At 57.3% G+C, this 16826-nt stretch carries 18 protein-coding genes and 1 pseudogene; 16 read left to right on the top strand and 3 right to left on the bottom strand.

The annotated features are described in order from the left end of the window. The first annotated feature begins 20 nt into the window (after window positions 1–20). The 5 genes from IE093_RS02495 to IE093_RS02475 all read left to right on the top strand — a co-directional run bounded on the left by IE093_RS02495 (window position 21) and on the right by IE093_RS02475 (window position 3960). Entirely contained in the window at window positions 21–1025 is a 1005-nt protein-coding gene (locus tag IE093_RS02495) for a M20/M25/M40 family metallo-hydrolase (RefSeq protein ID WP_189465910.1), read from the top strand. 80 nt (window positions 1026–1105) lie between these two features. Next, entirely contained in the window at window positions 1106–1387 is a 282-nt protein-coding gene (locus IE093_RS02490; protein WP_189465908.1) for a DUF503 domain-containing protein, read from the top strand. A 178-nt stretch (window positions 1388–1565) separates the two neighbouring features. Beyond that, window positions 1566–1883 (top strand): hypothetical protein, encoded by a 318-nt coding sequence (locus tag IE093_RS02485; RefSeq protein ID WP_189465907.1) that lies wholly within the window; start codon window positions 1566–1568, stop codon window positions 1881–1883. Window positions 1884–2272: 389 nt separating this feature from the next. Beyond that, window positions 2273–2674, top strand: a complete 402-nt coding sequence (locus IE093_RS02480; RefSeq protein WP_189465905.1) for a GFA family protein — start codon at window positions 2273–2275, stop codon at window positions 2672–2674. 812 nt (window positions 2675–3486) lie between these two features. Continuing rightward, a complete protein-coding gene (locus IE093_RS02475) occupies window positions 3487–3960 on the top strand; it encodes a DUF6795 domain-containing protein (protein ID WP_189465903.1) in 474 nt (157 codons plus the stop codon). Window positions 3961–4027: 67 nt separating this feature from the next. On the opposite strand, the gene IE093_RS02470 is transcribed toward IE093_RS02475, so the two are convergent. Then, window positions 4028–4789 carry an HD domain-containing protein gene (locus IE093_RS02470; protein WP_189465901.1) on the bottom strand — a complete coding sequence of 254 codons (762 nt, stop codon included), beginning with the start codon at window positions 4787–4789 and terminating at the stop codon, window positions 4028–4030. Window positions 4790–5113: 324 nt separating this feature from the next. Between IE093_RS02470 and IE093_RS02465 the strand changes: the two genes are divergently transcribed. From IE093_RS02465 to IE093_RS02455, 3 genes are all read left to right on the top strand, one after another. After that, window positions 5114–6115: a GlxA family transcriptional regulator gene (locus tag IE093_RS02465; RefSeq protein WP_189465900.1), complete on the top strand. Its 1002-nt coding sequence runs from the start codon at window positions 5114–5116 to the stop codon at window positions 6113–6115. Window positions 6116–6280: 165 nt separating this feature from the next. Then, window positions 6281–6679 carry a GFA family protein gene (locus IE093_RS02460; RefSeq protein WP_189465899.1) on the top strand — a complete coding sequence of 133 codons (399 nt, stop codon included), beginning with the start codon at window positions 6281–6283 and terminating at the stop codon, window positions 6677–6679. A gap of 101 nt (window positions 6680–6780) precedes the next feature. After that, window positions 6781–7080, top strand: coding sequence for a TfoX/Sxy family protein (locus IE093_RS02455; RefSeq protein WP_189465897.1), 300 nt, complete (start codon window positions 6781–6783; stop codon window positions 7078–7080). Window positions 7081–7176: 96 nt separating this feature from the next. On the opposite strand, the gene IE093_RS02450 is transcribed toward IE093_RS02455, so the two are convergent. Continuing rightward, window positions 7177–8112: a DMT family transporter gene (locus tag IE093_RS02450; protein ID WP_229803193.1), complete on the bottom strand. Its 936-nt coding sequence runs from the start codon at window positions 8110–8112 to the stop codon at window positions 7177–7179. 98 nt (window positions 8113–8210) lie between these two features. On the opposite strand from IE093_RS02450, the gene IE093_RS02445 reads away from it, so the two are divergent. The 6 genes from IE093_RS02445 (at window position 8211) to IE093_RS02420 (ending at window position 15039) form a co-directional block, all read left to right on the top strand. Continuing rightward, window positions 8211–9149 carry a LysR substrate-binding domain-containing protein gene (locus IE093_RS02445; protein ID WP_189465895.1) on the top strand — a complete coding sequence of 313 codons (939 nt, stop codon included), beginning with the start codon at window positions 8211–8213 and terminating at the stop codon, window positions 9147–9149. Between the two features lie 175 nt (window positions 9150–9324). Further along, a complete protein-coding gene (locus IE093_RS02440; RefSeq protein ID WP_189465893.1) occupies window positions 9325–10071 on the top strand; it encodes an SDR family oxidoreductase in 747 nt (248 codons plus the stop codon). Window positions 10072–10085: 14 nt separating this feature from the next. Next, a complete protein-coding gene (locus tag IE093_RS02435; protein WP_189465891.1) occupies window positions 10086–11816 on the top strand; it encodes a cation:proton antiporter domain-containing protein in 1731 nt (576 codons plus the stop codon). Window positions 11817–12098: 282 nt separating this feature from the next. After that, a complete protein-coding gene (locus IE093_RS02430; RefSeq protein ID WP_189465889.1) occupies window positions 12099–12452 on the top strand; it encodes a DUF1428 domain-containing protein in 354 nt (117 codons plus the stop codon). Window positions 12453–12683: 231 nt separating this feature from the next. Beyond that, on the top strand, window positions 12684–13073 hold the full coding sequence (locus IE093_RS02425; RefSeq protein ID WP_229803191.1) for a hypothetical protein: 390 nt from the start codon (window positions 12684–12686) through the stop codon (window positions 13071–13073). A gap of 241 nt (window positions 13074–13314) precedes the next feature. Continuing rightward, the gene (locus tag IE093_RS02420) at window positions 13315–15039 is read left to right on the top strand and encodes a methyl-accepting chemotaxis protein (RefSeq protein ID WP_189465885.1); all 1725 of its coding nucleotides are present in this window, start codon (window positions 13315–13317) and stop codon (window positions 15037–15039) included. 74 nt (window positions 15040–15113) lie between these two features. On the opposite strand, the gene IE093_RS02415 is transcribed toward IE093_RS02420, so the two are convergent. Continuing rightward, window positions 15114–15296 carry a hypothetical protein gene (locus IE093_RS02415; RefSeq protein WP_189465883.1) on the bottom strand — a complete coding sequence of 61 codons (183 nt, stop codon included), beginning with the start codon at window positions 15294–15296 and terminating at the stop codon, window positions 15114–15116. Between the two features lie 71 nt (window positions 15297–15367). Here IE093_RS02415 and IE093_RS02410 point away from each other — a divergent pair, with 71 nt between their 5' ends. Together IE093_RS02410 and IE093_RS02405 are read left to right on the top strand one after the other, a co-directional pair. Then, window positions 15368–16279: a formylglycine-generating enzyme family protein gene (locus IE093_RS02410; RefSeq protein ID WP_189465881.1), complete on the top strand. Its 912-nt coding sequence runs from the start codon at window positions 15368–15370 to the stop codon at window positions 16277–16279. Window positions 16280–16336: 57 nt separating this feature from the next. Continuing rightward, window positions 16337–16523, top strand: a pseudogene (locus IE093_RS02405) (GNAT family protein); the annotation flags it as partial. Between the last annotated feature and the right edge of the window lie 303 nt (window positions 16524–16826).

The raw sequence follows: 16826 nt of genomic DNA, 5'->3' as shown, positions 1-16826 counted from the left end.
CGATCAGGGAGGGCGGTGGAATGACACGACGTCTCATCAGTTGGGCCTTGGCGGGGCTTGCACTTCTCATCCTGGGAGGTGCGGGAGGAAGCTACATGGCTATGTTTCATATGCCGGGCACCTCCTACCGAGGTACACCACCCCCTTTGCGGGCAAAGGAAGAAGTCCTGCGCGACCGATTGCGAACACATGTTCGGGAACTGTCCCATCGGATCGGCGAGCGAAATTATTGGCGGTCCGAGAGCATGCATGAGGCGGCCGCCTATATCGAGCGAACATTCCGTGATGCTGGTTACGAGCCAGTCAGACACGGTATCCCGACCCGCAATATGACGTTCGACAACATCGAGGTCACGATACGCGGAAGCTACCTGTCGGAAGGGTCGCTGGTTATCGGCGCCCATTACGACACGGTTCAAGGTACTCCCGGCGCCGACGACAACGCCTCTGGCGTGGCCGTGTTGCTCGAACTGGCGCGCTTGCTGAACGAGATGGAACCCCGCCGAAGCATCCATTTGGTCGCCTTTGCCAATGAAGAGATGCCATTTTTCGGTAGCGCCGCTATGGGCAGCCTGAATTATGCACGTCAGTTGCGGGCGGATGGAGAGGACGTCCTGGGCATGATCTCACTGGAGATGCTTGGCTATTACACCGATGAGCCAGATAGTCAGTCCTATCCTCCGGTGCTTGGCTATTTCTACCCTGAGACGGGGAACTTCGTAGCCTTCGTCGGTAACCTGAGGTCACGCCAACTGGTGCACCGGGTCATTGGTACCTTTCGCGAGCATGCCGAACTACCCACGGAAGGACTGGCCGCCCCGGAATTGATCGGCGACATACAACGTTCGGACCACTGGGCTTTCTGGCGAATGGGCTACCCGGCCATGATGCTGACCGATACGGCCAATTTCCGTAATTCCCGCTATCACGGCCCGAGCGACACTTACGAGACACTCGATTACGACAACATGGCGCGGCTGACCGCGGCATTGGCTCGGACCGTGGAAGAGCTGATCCGGGAGTGACATGGTCGTCTGGACGTCAGCGGTGGTGCAGCCCAACGAAGATGCTTGAGTCCTTGAACGGATGTTGAAATGAGGGGATCATGCACATAGGAATATTGAGACTGAAGTTTTCCCTGCCAGGATGCAGGTCGCTCAAGGAAAAACGACAGCGCATGCGTGGTATGCACGAACGTTATGGACGTAACCCGGCAGTGGCTGTCTGTGAAAGTGCCGATCACGATAGGTTGGAGTCCAGCGAATGGTCCTTCGTCGTGGTCGCGACATCGTCACAAAAGGTTGAGTCCCTTTGCAGTGAAATCGAAGACAAGGTACAACGCACAGTCGATGGCCGGATACTCGATGTGTCACGAGAGTTTTTGTAACCAATCCAACGATGACTTTTTATGGTTATTTATAATTCTCAATGGCAAGTTTTGATTGTTTTCTATTGAAGTTTCCATGGGGCGAAGTCAGTGGCTATAGGAAGCGCTGGATCAACTTGCGACTTTGATATACTAAGACTCATGGTGGCTACCTTATGGAGGTGAGATGAGTAACGAGTTGAGTGATTTCGAGAAAAACATGCAGCGTGAGATCAATGCCTTTCTGGACCCCAAGAAGGGCGCGAAACAGAAACCCCACCCTCCGGCGGCCACGAAAGCTGCAAAACCCCGTCCCGCCAAGCCGCGGGCCACTTCCCAGAAAACCGGCTACGTGGTGAAGCTGGCGGTGCGCACCAAGCCTATCGAACTGGATACCGTCTTCGAGCATCGCTCGTCCAGTATCTCCAAGTTCGAAGCACAACTGGAAGCTGAAAAAGCCGCCAGAAAGGCTGGCTATCCCATCATTGGCTATGTCATCGACGTTCAGCGCCTATAGGGGGAGGGCGCTCTTGGTCAGCAACATCAGATGAAACCTCATTCTGCCTTGGCTGAGCGGAAACAGGCAGGGGAGCTGTTACGGATATCTACCCGGCCCGGCCGCCAAGGAGGCGCTGTGCTGCCGCACTGCACTGTGTCGAGGCTATCGCGAGCTTGCTCTCAGCCGCTGTGTACCAACTCAGCAGTCGAGATCCGCAGCACGATCAAAGGCGGGGAGATGGAGAACCGCGGAGTGCCGGGATAGGCTATCCTGCCTTGAATCGACGGAATGAAAGGGGCCTTGAAATGCTTGGAATGGAGTTCTTGCTCACGTCGCTGGTCGTGGCGCTGGGAGCGAAGCTGGCCATGGCGGAGCGGTAGGGCTGTCACCAAGACGGGGGTATGTAAATGATGAAAACTTACCGTGCTAGTTGCCACTGTGGTAGCGTCGCCATCGAGGCCGACCTCGATCTCATGCAACCAAGCTTTCGATGTAACTGCTCCATTTGCCGGCGCAACCGATTCTGGGTTGCTGTCGCGAAACCGGAAGGTTTCCGCATCCTCACTGGTGAGAGTGAATTGACCAAATACGTTTTTGGCTCCAGGAAGAATCATCACTTCTTTTGTAAGCATTGCGGCGTAAGAGTATTTGGTATCGGCAACGATACCCCCATCGGCAAGATGTACGGTATCAATATCGGATGCCTGGAGGGGGTCACGGAAGAAGAACTATCCAGGATTCCGATTACATACGTTGACGGTATGCACGACCGTTGGGATGCCGCCCCCGAGTTCTACAGTCACTTGTAGGCGCCGCCAGGAGTCATACCACGGGAGGTGGCTTCCTCGCGCCGTGACTTTTCCCCATACGGCAAGAGGGAGTTCACGCGCACTGCGTTCCTCCTTGCCCGACGAACACGATGGGTTTGTTCCTCTAGGGAAGCGCTGAATAAATCGGCGAGCGGCGTGAAGCGCAAGGCGCACGGAGCGCAGGAACCGGAGCATATGGGGTATATGTGAGGCTTTCGAGCACCGCGCAACGCAGCGATTCACCCGCGCAGGCAATTATTCAGTGTTTCCTTAGATCGAAGTCTGGACCCAGGAAGCGTAGCCGTGGCAAGCGCGCATGGCTGTCATCACGTCTCTTTGTGCGCCATCAACGTCATACCGGTCTCGTTGTCACTAATTTTCGCATGGTGACTCTCTCCCCTATGAAAACCCTAACTGTGCATTAGAATTTTGCGCTTACCTTCCTCATTGCATAGTCTAGAAGCCAAGCCCGCATAGGCGGCTGGTGGTAAGGAAGAAGCAAGGGTACTAAGGGACTACCGCAGAAAGATGGCATGGCCGCTATCACGTCTAGCTGGGTAGGGGCGGTAGCGTGTCAAAAGCGTCGCATGAAGACAGCAACTCAGGTAAAGCTGAAGTGTAGGGTTGGCTTCAGCCGCGATGCAGCGCCGCCAGGAAGTTAAGACTGGTCAAACCTCGGTGCATTGGCTTGTCAGCCTGAAGCGTTAACGCCATTGAAGAATGTCCACTTTTCATCGGTTAAAATCGTCCGGATTTGTCAGCGCCCGGTCATTGGTTCCACTGTAATCATCACACGATAGGTAACTTCAAGGATGAAAATTATTATATTGGTGTTAATTCTGTTACTATCTGGCATGGTAATCGTCATGTCTTTCTTTGATGTGGGAAAAGCTTATGTGTTTTCTCCAACCAGAATCGCTATAACCCTGAATCAGGAACCTTTGAAAGGTGCTAAAGTCATTCGTCGATGGAGTTGGAATAACCAAGGTGAAGATCACGCTTTCACGAATGATGAAGGGGTTGTAGAGCTTCCGGAGGTTAGGCGTAGAGGAGTAACGCAATTTTTTCCAGCCGAGTTTGTGACGGGGCAGCAGATAATGGTAGTCGTCGACGGCAAGGAAGAAAGAATATGGTCATATTCGAAGCGTGATCCAGGAAAGAATGCAGAGCTCGGTGGAAAGCCATTGGTCCTCAACTGTGAATTAAGTAATGAAGAAAAGATGTATCGAGATTTTGGACCGCCTTTATTGACCAAATGCATGTGGAGTGAAGATGGCGCTAGTTAAGTCCGGTTTATTCAATAACCTCGCCTATGGCTACTATCCTAAGTAAATACGTGGATAGCGCCAATGCCTAATAAGTGCATGTCCTCTTGACGGTGTTTACTTTACTGTAGGCCGGGTCATCCAACGGGTTGCTAGCGGCCAGTTTGGAAAATCCCAGTTTGCCGAGAACGGTGGCTCGGGAACTCGGTGCGTGGCTCATACCGGTCATGGTCGCGAGTATTTCTTCACGGAAATCGTCTCGCGGATAGCGTTGGTGCACGCTGGCGATGATGTCGGTCTGCAGCAAGTGTCGGCCGGCACCAACCACATCCAAATGCGCCGCCCGTTGCAGGCAAACCGCCTCAGGCTCGTGTTTCGCCAGTGACAGGTACGGGTTCAGGTGGTAGCTGATCGCTTCATAGACGGCGCGTTGCCGTTCGTCGGGCCATTGCAATGCGGCAACAGCCTGTTTTGCTTTGCGGGCCCCGACGATGCCGAACCCGCAGCAACTCGACTGCTCACTAAAGTCGGGTGACAAGCCCAGATCGTGCAGCAGGCTCGCAACGTACAGTACCTCGGCATCGACTCGAAGGCCGTAGTATTGCGACCACAAGCTGCCGAAATAGTACGTGCGCAGGCAGTGAAGTCGTAGCGGTTGACTGTAGTATCGGCCTGCCAACTCGTCGGCCATGCGCGTGGCGGCGGAATCGGGCGCTATCACTGCATCAAGATTGAGCTGGCTCATGCGGCGTCGGTCGACGCCCAGCCGCTTCGCCGCTAGAGACAATGCTGTGACCGTTTGCCCCCAGACCAGCCCCGCCACCAGTCGCATCTTGTCGACGGTGGACAAGATACCGTCGGTTCGCTCGCCCCATTCGTAAGACCCCAGTATAGCCATGGTGATGCTTGCCTCTCGTTATCTGGTGATTGGGATCTAGGCTCAGTCCGAAAACTGTCTGCGCTTGCCCATGCGGCGTTAAAAATCATCTCGTGCGCGAGTCCGATCAAAATGCTCATTTACACCCACGTAAACTCCGCTTTTTCGATGATTTTTGCCTTGCCTGGTCTTCGCTCGCCGACTTTTCGGACAGAACCAAGTGTGCCTGCTGAGGAGATGTCGCGATATTGGCGAGATTGCCTTATTCTTGGGCAATAACGTCACGCCGAGACAAAAATGCATCAAAAGCGAATTGCGATTCTGGCCTACGACGGTTGCCTGGCTATGGAGGTCTGCGCGGTCAGCGATCTCCTGCTCCTGGCCAACCGGATTGCCCGGGCAGAAACGGGCGTTGTCGAGCCACCCTTCTTGGTCGAGATCGTCGGCGTGCGGCGACGCAAGATTGCGGCGGCCGGAGGCATCGGGTTGAGCGCAGGTCCGGCAACGGGCAAGGCGGACTTGTTGGTCGTGCCTGGCCTCGACTTCGGTGGCCTTGAGGTCTCGCGTGCCGATCTCGCCGGACTCGCTCGCGAAGTGGAGTTCATTCGACGCACCTTCGCGCGCGGTCTGCCGGTGGCATCCGTTTGCGTTGGTGCCTTTCTGCTGGCGGAAGCAGGGCTGTTGGACGGGCGCCAAGCCACCACTGCTTGGCTATTCGCACCGCTACTGGCGCGTTTGTACCCGGCCGTCGAGGTAACGCCAGAGGCGTTGCTGCTGGAGGATGCCGGTGTGACGACAGCCGGCGCCTTTAGCGCCGCGACCGATCTCGCCTTGCACATTGTTCGCACGCTCGGCGACGCTGACCTGGCTCGGAAGACAGCCAGCATCGCGCTGGTCGAACCCCTCCGCAGCAGCCAGGCTCCATTTGTCGATCGGCGATTGTTGCCGGTCGGTGAGGAAAGATTCTCCACGCGGGTGCAGCATTGGCTCACCAGTCGCTTCGACGAACCCTACGACTTGGCGCGGCTAGCTGAGGCGTTTCACGTCAGTCCGCGCACGTTGCTCCGTCGCTTCAAGAAAGAAACTGGCACCACGCCGCTTGCATATTTGCAACGCCATCGAGTGCAGGTTGCCAAGGACTTATTGCAGTCGACCTCGCTCAATGTCGCGCAGATCACCGAGCGGGTGGGATATGCTGACGTGGCGACTTTCTGCTCTTTATTTAACCGGCAGGTGCAATTGTCGCCGACGGAATACCGATACCGCTTCGCGGATTGCTCTGATCCTGGCGCCGAGTAGAGAAGTCGTGTACGTGAAGCCTAAGAAAATTTTTGGTGTAAGTTTGCCAAACCTTATGAGAGAGTGTGATTTCCGATCCAAGAATTTAATCAATTCGAGGTTTTTAGAAGGTGCTGACCTTTTGCTACTTTCTACAGCCTCGTTATCACATAAGGAGATGAAGCAATGAAGCATGCAGGAAGCTGTCTTTGTGGTGGTGTTCAATACGAAATACATGGTGAGCTGACGGATGTTCTGAACTGTCACTGCTCAATGTGCCGCAAGCTCCATGGGTCCGCTTTCCGAACTCGTGCCAAGGTGCAGTCACAAGATTGGAAGACAGTCAAAGGGCAGAGCTTGATCAAGTTTTATGAGTCGTCCCCAGGCGAGCATAAAGGGTTTTGCTCGGGATGTGGCTCTAGCCTCTATACAAAGTATGATGCGAACCCCGACGTCTATGGTTTTCCGCTCGGCACTCTCGATTCTGACCCACAGGTTAGCGCCGAGCGCCATGTTTTCGTGAACAGCAAGGCGCCATGGTTCGAGATAACGGATCAACTGCCTCAACACGCTGAGTACGACTAAAACAGCGATAACCCATACGGAAGAGTAGCAAATCATCGTTACTCTTTCGTTACCACAACAATGCCATGCCAGCTCAGATGTTATATTTCAGGAAGGCAGCCATGAAGCTTAGGGATCTAAAAGGACTGGGTCCGAAGTCAGAGAAGTGCTTGGCTGAAATAGGTATCAATACCCCTGATGACTTGAGAAGGGTTGGGCCTGTCAGAGCATTCATTCGTCTGAAAAATGAGTCCAGCATAAAGCCGAGTCTGAATTTCCTATACGCGATGGTTGGAGCTTTGGAAGATAGGCACTGGGCCGAGATTGCGAAATCGGAAAGAGAGCGTCTTTTGATGGAGCTGGATGGCTATCGCGACTTGGAGGAAATGCTACGAGAGGATGGGGTTGATTTTGAAATATAAGCCCCGAGCCAGTCACCTGACTCGGGGCCTTTTTTGTTTTGACGGGGCACTTCTCTTCGCGGCCAGAGCCACGCATTCGCTGACAACGTTGCTGCATTATCGGCTGACCAGGATGATACCGGTCAGTATTGCAACCCCGCCTACCATGAAATTGATCGTCAGCGGTTCGCCAAGAAGCATGGCTCCGAACAGTACACCGAACACTGGCGACAGGAATGAGAATACGCCTAGCTGCGTAGCGAGGTAGCGGCGCAGCAATGCGAACCAGAGCAGCAGTGCGCCTAAGGAGATCACCAGCGTCTGGAATGTCATGCTAGCCAACACCAGCCCGGTAACGTGGATCGTGCCAAGATCGCCGAGCAGCGCCGCTGCCGGCAGCAAAAGCAGGCCGGCGGTGGCCAGCTGATAGCATAGTGTCTGAACCGCTGGTGCCTCGGACAGCGTTGACCTTCGCAACACGAGTGTCGTAGCGGCCCATGATAGGCCGGCCAATAATCCTAGCGCATCGCCTAGAAGCAGCACGCTGGCGTTCATGCCGCTTGTTGTCGGCGCCATGGCGATTGCCATCCCGGCAAACGCTATTCCGATGCCTGCCCATTGGCGGCCGGTCAACTGCTCTCCCGGGACCAGGAAATGCAGCCCCAAGCCAGCAAATACCGGCGCGGTGTAAAGGAACACGGACATGTGCGATGCCATGGTGTAGTTGAGTCCCAGCGCCACGAAAGTGAATTCGCCGGTAAAGCCCAGCCCCACGAGAAGCCCCGGCCCGAGATGGGTACGAAAATCCGCAATTTTCACTCCGTGCCAGCGTGCGAATATCGCCACGACCAGCGCGGCCACCAATGAACGCAATGCCACTTGGGACAACGGGGAGATATCGGTGGCCACGGCCTTGATCGCGACTTGCTGCAAGCCGAGCGCAAGGCAGAACAGGACCATCAACAGGCTTGCCTGCATATCGATGGAGTGACGTACTGCCGGACACTGTGATGCGGAGGCAGCGGCGTGCGTAGATGCTCTGAAATGGTTCATGAGGTCGTTCCTTGCTCTGACAGGCAGTCAGTGCAGCATTTGCGAAAGCTCCGGCCAAACGATTAATCTGCCTGTCTAGGCTCAGGAAAACTCATTCCATGAGAATCGAACGATTACCTCTCAATGCGCTGCGGGCCTTTGCAGAGGCGGCACGCGAGGAAAGTTTCAAGTTGGCGGCAAGCCGCTTGGGGGTGACTCCTGGTGCAGTCAGTCGTCAGGTCAAGCAGCTCGAAGACAGGCTCGGTATCCTTCTCTTCGAGCGTCATGCAAACGGGGTGTGCTTGAATGACGCTGGCCGGCTACTGGCCGATGATATCGACGCGGGCCTTGAACGGATCGCGGCCGGGGTCAGGGCGGCTGGCGAGCGCTCCAGGTCCGCTGCAACGCTGACACTCAGTGCGCCGCCGTCATTCACGCAACTCTGGTTGTTACCACGTCTGGCTGAATTCGAATCCATGGAGGGCCATGTTGAAATCTCCTTGGATGCAAGCCAGGCCCTAACGATGCCGACTTGGCAAGGCGATGGTGCGAGGTTGGCGATTCGCTACGGTCGTGGTCCGTGGCCGGGAGTACGCAGCCAGCATCTGTTTGGCGATGAGCTGTTTCCCGTCTGTGCGCCATCCTTGCTGTCGTATGGCCCGCGGCTATCTGAACCAGCCGACCTGGTCAACCATACGCTGCTCGAGGTGGCTTGGTGCTCGCGTCAAAGCGAAGCCTTTCCTGGTTGGCGCGAATGGCTCGATGCGGCGGGAGTACGTGATATAGCGACACCGATTCAGCGCCGCTACTCGCTATTCGGGTTGGCCCTGGACCAGACCATTGCCGGGCGGGGAGTGATGCTGGCCAGCCATCCTATCGTCGCTGATCGACTGGCAAGCGGAGTGCTGGTACGACCCTTCGGAGCGGATTATGTACTGGAGTCGCCGTTCACTTACGAACTGATTCTGCCGATCACCGGTGGTGCGCCACCGACAGCTCAACGTTTCATCGACTGGCTGATCGAAGAAGCCAGACAGTTTTGCCGCGACCAACAGTGATCTGACCTGTGCCTGTCGTTGCTACCGCGTTAGATAAAATGAACATGCTGACTAATCTATGCTGGTTAGCTGCGCCGCTGAGCGGATCATGCCAGTCAATGCAGGTGAGCGGGGCGTGGCGTGGGCATTGGCGTCAGTCACGGCAAACGACGGGTCATACGGACGGAGGCACAGCATGAACCAGGTCATGGTGATTACCGGCGGAAGCCGTGGCATCGGGGCGGCGACGGCACGGCTCGCTGCGTCGAGAGGGTACGCGGTCTGTGTCAATTACCGCACCAACCGAGAGACCGCCGAGGCCATCGTCGATGAGATCACCGCCTCTGGCGGTCGGGCGATCGCCGTGGCCGGCGATGTCAGCGTCGAAGCCGATGTCGTCCGCCTCTTCGAAACGGCGGAGCGACAGTTGGGCGCCATTGGTGCCCTGGTCAACAACGCGGGCATTCTCGAACGCCAAGGCCGGGTCGAGACGATCGACGCCGAGCGACTGGCTCGGGTATTCGCGGTCAATGTGACGGGCAGTTTCCTGTGTGCGCGTGAAGCGGTCCGCCGGATGTCGACCAAGCAAGGAGGGGGAGGCGGGGCGATCGTCAATGTATCGTCGATGGCGGCGCGTCTTGGCGCCCCGAACGAATACGTCGACTATGCGGCCGCCAAGGGGGCGATCGATAGCTTCACGATCGGCCTGGCCAAGGAGGTCGCCGACGAGGGCATTCGTGTCAACGCCGTGCGTCCGGGCATCATCGATACCGATATTCATGCCAGTGGCGGCGAACCCGGTCGGGTCGAACGCTTGAAGGATTCTGTGCCAATGAAGCGCGGCGGCCGCCCGGAAGAAGTCGCCAATGCCATCCTGTGGTTGCTGTCGGATGAGGCCTCTTATTCGACGGGAACCTTCATCGATATCTGTGGCGGTCGCTAGCGCCAGGAAGGTCTATGCCTCACGAAACGACTCTGATCGCAACGATTGCAGGAGGCTTCGGCCTCGCTCTAGCCCTGGGTATCCTCGCTGAGAAGTTGAAGCTGCCTGCGCTTGTGGGGTACTTGCTGGCGGGCATCGCCATCGGACCAGCCACCCCGGGCTATGTGGCTGACATGGGTACTGCCACTCAGCTAGCCGAATTGGGTGTCATGCTACTGATGTTCGGTGTAGGCCTGAACTTCTCGCTGGATGATTTGCTTTCAGTGAAACGTATCGCACTACCAGGTGCCATCGTCCAGATGACGGTGGCCACTCTGTTAGGCATGGGCATGACGTGGTGGTGGGGGTGGAGCCTTGGAAGCGGTTTGGTATTCGGCCTGTCGCTTTCGATAGCCAGCACGGTGGTGCTACTCAAGGCGCTGGAGGCCCGCGGGGTTCTTGAGTCGATGAATGGGCGGATTGCCGTCGGTTGGCTGGTCGTGGAAGACCTTGCCATGGTATTGGTGCTTGTACTGCTGCCGCCTCTGGCGGGGATGCTTGGTGAAGTGGAAGGTGCCAGTGAATCGCAGACACCGCTATGGCGTACCCTGAGTCTCACCCTGTTGCAGGTCGGTGCTTTCGTGGCATTAATGCTGGTCGTTGGGCGTCGCGTCATGCCCTGGATTCTTTGGCAGGTGGCAAGGACCGGCTCCCGTGAGCTCTTTACGCTATCGGTGGTTACTGCGGCCATTGGGATCGCTTTCGGTGCAGCGAAGCTATTCGGTGTTTCCTTTGCCCTAGGGGCGTTCTTTGCCGGCATGGTGATGGGGGAGTCCACATTCAGCCACCGTGCTGCCGAGGAATCCCTGCCATTACGGGATGCTTTCGCCGTACTGTTCTTCGTCTCCGTGGGCATGCTTTTCGATCCTGCCGTGCTCATAGAGATGCCGCTTGGAGTGCTCGGTGTGGTGGCGATCATTATCATCGGCAAATCCATCGCGGCAGCAGCGCTCGTGATCGCTTTTCGCTATCCGCTAACTACGGCACTCACGGTGGCGGCGAGCCTCGCCCAGATTGGGGAATTTTCCTTTATTCTGGCCGGCCTTGGCATGTCGTTGGGTTTGCTTTCATCGGAAGGGCAGAATCTAATCCTCGTTGGTGCATTGATCTCGATCGCACTCAACCCCTTGATCTTCAGGCTGATAGAGCCTCTACGGAAGAGCGTATTGGCGAAATCGAGCATTGCCCGGCGACTGGATCAGCGCCAGGACCCCTTTGCCGAACTCCCCATGTCGACCGAAGAGCACTACCTTGAAGGTCAAGTGGTTCTGGTCGGTTACGGACGCGTGGGGCGGCGTATCGGGGAAACGCTACGTCAGCAAGGCATTCCTTTCATTGTGGCCGAACGGAACCGTGAATTGGTGGAATCGTTACGCAAGCAGGGCATCGCTGCCGTATCGGGAAATGCTGCCGAGCCCCCCGTACTGATCCAAGCGCATATTGCCCGTGCTGCCATGTTGGTCATCGCTATTCCCGATACGCTTGAAATTCGTCAGATGGTGGATACCGCCCGGACATTGAATCCCGATATCGAGGTGGTAGTACGAACCCACAGCGAAGACGATGCTACGCTACTCGTTAAAGAGGGTGTCGGTCGTGTCTTCTTCAGCGAGGAAGAGCTGGCCAGAGGCATGGCACACCATGTTCTAAAGCGCTTTGTGCCCCCTACAGCGCATGAAACCGGCTCGGCCAAGCCTGAGCATTAGGTACGCGACAGGCTCGGCCAATTGGTCACCTTTCCTTTCCACGGGGATGTTCTGGTAATCGTCGATGAGGGCTTGCCTGGCATCGGAACCTGAGTAAGGGGAAGCTCTAGCAATACAAGGAAGTGACCCCAGCCAGTACCGCCGACGCTTTCGCAGTATGCGGCTCGGTTGTCGTGAACGGCTCTTCCAGTGTCGATTTTCCTGGTGCTGGTACGACTAAGTAGTACCCGCTGCCGATGAAGGCCGTTGCGGGGCTATACCAGAGAACATAGGAGCACCCTCATGACTTACGTGGATGGATTCGTTGCCGCCGTACCCACTGCCAACCGAGAGAAGTACATCCAGCATGCCCGCGACGCCGCAGCCGTTTTCAAGGAGTACGGCGCCCTGAAAATGGTTGATTGCTGGGGGGACGATGTGCCGGAGGGCCAGGTCACCTCCTTCCCCATGGCGGTGAAGTGCCAGCCGGATGAGACCGTGGTCTTCTCCTGGCTGGTCTGGCCTTCCCGCGAGGTGCGTGACCAGGCCATGCCTAAGATCATGGCGGATCCCCGTCTGCAGCCCGACGTGAACCCCATGCCCTTCGACGGCAAGCGGCTGATCTACGGCGGCTTTGAGGTCATCCTGGACGAGTAGGCTATGCCCAGCGCGGTTGACGGTGAAAGCCACGGTGAGCCAGCGCCGCGTTGGCCGTATTTCAACCATGCAATGCATGAGACCAGTACGTGAGTGCCGGTGTTATGCGTCAATGGAGGATACGTGCATCAAATTGCAGCGCGATGGATTGTAGGTCTGTTGAGGGATAGGGGTATCCCCTTTCTTGTCTGTGGGGGACTTGCGGCAAGGGGTTATGGCTCTGAGCGAGACTTGAATGACATCGACCTCTTTGTACCGGGGGAGCATTTTCCAGTAGTGGTCCAAGCTGGTCAGGACTATGTTTCTAAGCCTGCAATGCACTACCAAGAGGAATGCTGGGATCTCACTTACGTTCAGTTTAAATATCAGGGCGTCAAGATCGAGGTTGGCAACGGTGAGGGTCCTCGAATCTTTGATGCTACTAAGCAGACTTGGATCAATCTCGATATCGATTTCTCCCGCTACGAGATTGTGAATTTACTGGGGCTGAATCTCCCCCTGATGTTGAGGGAGGATTTGATCCGGTATAAGTCTGCGCTTTCTCGGCCGGTTGACCTTGAGGATATTCAAGCTATCCGAAAGTCCGTCATCAGCCTTCCAAACTCACGAAAGGAGTCATAAGTGTTTGAGGTAAACGTGGAGCCGAGATTTTTCAGACGATATCCGATAAACCTTGGGGGTTGCGTGAGTTTGGAGTGGCAACACCCGAAGGTCATCGAATCGTGTTTGGGGAATCGACGGTGAAGGCCGTAGTGGACCAACGCAGTCAGTTTCCGGGCAAAGCCTCAAAATCTCAGCCTCTCTGCCGATAGGTATATAGAGAAGCATACATTCTAGGGGATTTGCCGCAGGGGGCGGTTCGATGAAAAATCTATCCATCAAGTGGAGCCTGACGGCAGCGTTGGTGATGCTGGTGCTGATGATCGGCTTGATCAGCGGGCTGGGGTTCTATGCCAATGCCACCAGCGAAGCGGCCTTGCACGAGCTGGCGGAAACCAACGTCAAGCTCTCCAACCTGGCCAACCGCGCCCAGGTGAACGTGCTGCGGGCGCAGACATTCCTGGATCGCTACGCCAGCCTCAGCGCCCAGGGCAACCCCGACAAGGGGCGCGAGAACCAGGAGATGGCGGTGGCGGCCGTGGAAGCTGCACAGCAGCGCTTTGCCGAGTTCCAGCAGGTGTCCATTGAGCCGACAGACACCCGGGCCCCTTTTATCGAGGCCATTACCGAGGCATACGCGGCATATGTTACCGAGGGCCTGGTACCGCTGCTGGATGCCGTGCCGTTCCAGGTGCAGCGTAACCAGGAGCACTTGGCCGGATTGGGAGCCGAGCTCGATAAGGCCATGGAAGCTTTCATCGCCTACAGCGAACAGCGGGGCGATGCCGCCATCGCAGAGGTCGAGAGTCTGGATCGGCGTGTGGCGATGATCACCACCGGTCTGCTGGTCGTGGCGCTCATCGCGGCGTTCCTCATTCGGCTGGGGATGATGCGAGTGGTGGTGGCCCCGCTTCGGGAGGCGATTACCCATTTCGAGCGTATCGCCGATGGCGACCTGACCGCGCACATCGAGGAACGCGGCCGTAACGAGATCGGCCAGCTCTACAGTGCGCTCGAACGCATGCAGGAAAAGCTCGAGACGCTGGTGGTCTCGCTACGCGATAGTAGCGATAGCGTATTCACCGGCGCCGGTGAGATAGCCGCGGGTAGCCAGGATCTCTCTTCGCGCACCGAACAGCAGGCCTCCGCCCTGCAAGAAACCGCTTCCAGCATGGAGCAGATGGCCTCCACCGTAAGCAATAACACCGATACGGCCATCAAGGCCGACCAGCTTTCCGCCTCGGCCTCTAAGACCGCCGAGGCCGGCGGTCAGGAGGTCGAGCGAACCGTGCAACTGATGCGCGAGATCGCCGAGAGCGCGAATCGTGTCAACGATATCATCGGCGTGATCGACTCCATCGCCTTCCAGACCAACATCCTCGCGCTCAACGCCTCCGTCGAGGCGGCCCGGGCTGGGGAGCAGGGTCGCGGGTTCGCTGTGGTGGCCAGTGAAGTGCGCTCCCTGGCAAGCCGCAGCGCGGAATCGGCCAAGGAGATCCGCAGCTTGATCGAGGCGACCACTACCCAGATCGTCAGCGGTGCCGAACAGGCCGAACGCAGTGGTCAGACGATCAGCGAAACCGTCGATTCGATCCGCCAGGTCAGCGCCCTGATGGGCGAGATCTCCACCGCCACGCAGGAACAGAACAGCGGCATCGAACAGATCAATGCCGCGCTCACCGAAATGGACTCGGTAACCCAGCAGAATGCTTCCCTGGTGCAGCAGTCCAGCGCCGCTGCCGCCTCGCTCGAAGAGCAAGCCCAGCGTCTCGCCGCGCTGATTGCCACTTTCCGTGTCGATGACCAGGCCGCTCCAGCGACAGCGCAGCTCACGCGCCAGGCCAAAGCCCAGCGCGGGGGGCAACCCGAGAATGCGACGGAGAATGAAGTAGAGGAGCATCAGCTCCTGAAACCCGTTTCGTTAAAAAAGTCGGAGAAAAACCTCTCGCGCAGTACCGCCGATACCGACGACTGGAGCGAGTTCTGACCGCAGGAGTCATTCACGCGACAAGAACACCACCTCTACGACGTTGGCGCTAGTCCCTTGAGATGTCGGGCACCTCAGACCCAGCGCTGGCCGGCGGTAAAGGCCACGGTGAACCAGCGGCGATCCGGGGGAATGGAGAACGCCGCGCTGATCTGCTCGCGGATCTCGTCGATAACGGCGACACCCTGGTTCTTGGCGAATTCCAGCGTAGTGACGATATGGATCTCGATGAAGTGGCTACGCCCGCTCTTGGCCACATGGCTGAGGCTTCCAGACGATGAACCGCACCGGGATTCCCGGAGGTTCCAAACTTTGAGAGGATGGAGCCATGGGCAAAACAACAAAGTATTCTCCGGAAGTCCGTGAACGGAATATCCTTCGGTATCTCGTCAGCCTGGCAGGAGTGGCCGTGTTTTGTGTCCTACCGCTTGCCGCGGGGGCCGGTGAGCATACTATTGTCCCGCCACCCGTCGAGATGGTGCCAGCAGGGGCTTTCATCGCTGGCTCCGACCGCGAGGAGCGTGAGCTTGCCTACCGTCTGGATGAGGCTGCGTATGGCCACAGCCGTACCCGCGAGAGGGGGTGGTATGAGCATGAGATGCCGCGCCAGCAGCTGCAGACCAGCGCCTACGCGATTACCCGCTCGCCTATAACCAACGCCCAGTATGAGGCGTTCGTGAGTGCTACCGATCATCGGGCGCCGGATGTGGCACCCGATGTCTGGGCCGAGTACGGCTTGATCCATCCATTCAAGAGTACGCGCCGCTTCGCGTGGACCGGCGGCACGCCACCGGCTGGGCGCGAAAATCATCCGGTGGTGCTGGTGTCGCATGGTGATGCCATGGCTTATGCCGCGTGGCTGTCCGAAGTTACCGGCGCCACTTGGCGTCTGCCCACCGAAGTGGAGTGGGAGAAGGCGGCCCGTGGGACAGAAGGGCAGCTATTCCCTTGGGGCTCGACGTGGGATCCGAACCGGCTCAATAGCGCCGACGCTGGCCCCTATGACACCGTCCCGGTCGGTAGCTATCCCCAAAGCGCCAGTCCCTTTGGCCTGCTCGATCCAAGCGGACAGGTCTACGAATGGACGGCAAGCCCTGGCGAGAAGGGCGGCTATGTGGTCAAGGGCGGATCGTGGGACGATCAAGGTTGCGGAGTCTGCCGCCCGGCGGCGCGCCATGTGCGGCCGGCGGACCTGAAGCATATCCTCGTGGGATTTCGGTTGGTGCGAGAGCTGGATTGAATGTCCTTTATAACCAAGCCGGAAAGTCATTGGGTCGTACCCCGAATACTCACGGTGAGGCAGGCAGTGGCGACTACCATGGCATTGATCCAGGCCCTCAAGGAGATTGCCGCCACACGTGGCGCTTACGTCGTCTTCGTGCAGGCGGATCATGGTGACGACCTTGCCAATTGCCCTCTACTCCAAGCTCGGCGTGCGTGAAAACGTATTGCATTTCGATATCGCCGTTAACCCAGCCCTATAGCCGCTATCAGGCGCTGGGAGGATGACCGCCGGGCGTATCCTCACTCACACTTTGCTATTACGCCTTCTCGTGCTTAGTCTAGGAAGTCAAGGCCGCTGAGATGGCCAATAGCAACAAGGAAAGAGCAAGGGTACGTAAGGGACTACCGCAGGAAGATGGCTCCTTGTCATCGCGTCAGTGTAGTGGTCAACTAATTCCGGACAGTGTTGTGAGTTTTTCCTCGGCCACGGCAGGAGGCATCCCTCCGTTGACGGTGTGAGGACGTTGCCAATTGTAGTACCCCATCAAGTAGCTCCCGATGTC

The organism is Litchfieldella qijiaojingensis (assembly GCF_014651875.1).
Classification (GTDB): domain Bacteria; phylum Pseudomonadota; class Gammaproteobacteria; order Pseudomonadales; family Halomonadaceae; genus Litchfieldella; species Litchfieldella qijiaojingensis.
This window is presented reverse-complemented; position numbering and strand designations above follow the sequence as displayed.

Coding starts and splice junctions, on each gene's coding strand:
- IE093_RS02495 (WP_189465910.1), top strand. CDS start 21: ATGACACGACGTCTCATCAGTTGGGCCTTGGCGGGGCTTGCACTTCTC.
- IE093_RS02490 (WP_189465908.1), top strand. CDS start 1,106: ATGCACATAGGAATATTGAGACTGAAGTTTTCCCTGCCAGGATGCAGG.
- IE093_RS02480 (WP_189465905.1), top strand. CDS start 2,273: ATGATGAAAACTTACCGTGCTAGTTGCCACTGTGGTAGCGTCGCCATC.
- IE093_RS02475 (WP_189465903.1), top strand. CDS start 3,487: ATGAAAATTATTATATTGGTGTTAATTCTGTTACTATCTGGCATGGTA.
- IE093_RS02465 (WP_189465900.1), top strand. CDS start 5,114: ATGCATCAAAAGCGAATTGCGATTCTGGCCTACGACGGTTGCCTGGCT.
- IE093_RS02460 (WP_189465899.1), top strand. CDS start 6,281: ATGAAGCATGCAGGAAGCTGTCTTTGTGGTGGTGTTCAATACGAAATA.
- IE093_RS02455 (WP_189465897.1), top strand. CDS start 6,781: ATGAAGCTTAGGGATCTAAAAGGACTGGGTCCGAAGTCAGAGAAGTGC.
- IE093_RS02450 (WP_229803193.1), bottom strand. CDS start 8,112: ATGAACCATTTCAGAGCATCTACGCACGCCGCTGCCTCCGCATCACAG.
- IE093_RS02445 (WP_189465895.1), top strand. CDS start 8,211: ATGAGAATCGAACGATTACCTCTCAATGCGCTGCGGGCCTTTGCAGAG.
- IE093_RS02440 (WP_189465893.1), top strand. CDS start 9,325: ATGAACCAGGTCATGGTGATTACCGGCGGAAGCCGTGGCATCGGGGCG.
- IE093_RS02435 (WP_189465891.1), top strand. CDS start 10,086: ATGCCTCACGAAACGACTCTGATCGCAACGATTGCAGGAGGCTTCGGC.
- IE093_RS02430 (WP_189465889.1), top strand. CDS start 12,099: ATGACTTACGTGGATGGATTCGTTGCCGCCGTACCCACTGCCAACCGA.
- IE093_RS02420 (WP_189465885.1), top strand. CDS start 13,315: ATGAAAAATCTATCCATCAAGTGGAGCCTGACGGCAGCGTTGGTGATG.
- IE093_RS02410 (WP_189465881.1), top strand. CDS start 15,368: ATGGGCAAAACAACAAAGTATTCTCCGGAAGTCCGTGAACGGAATATC.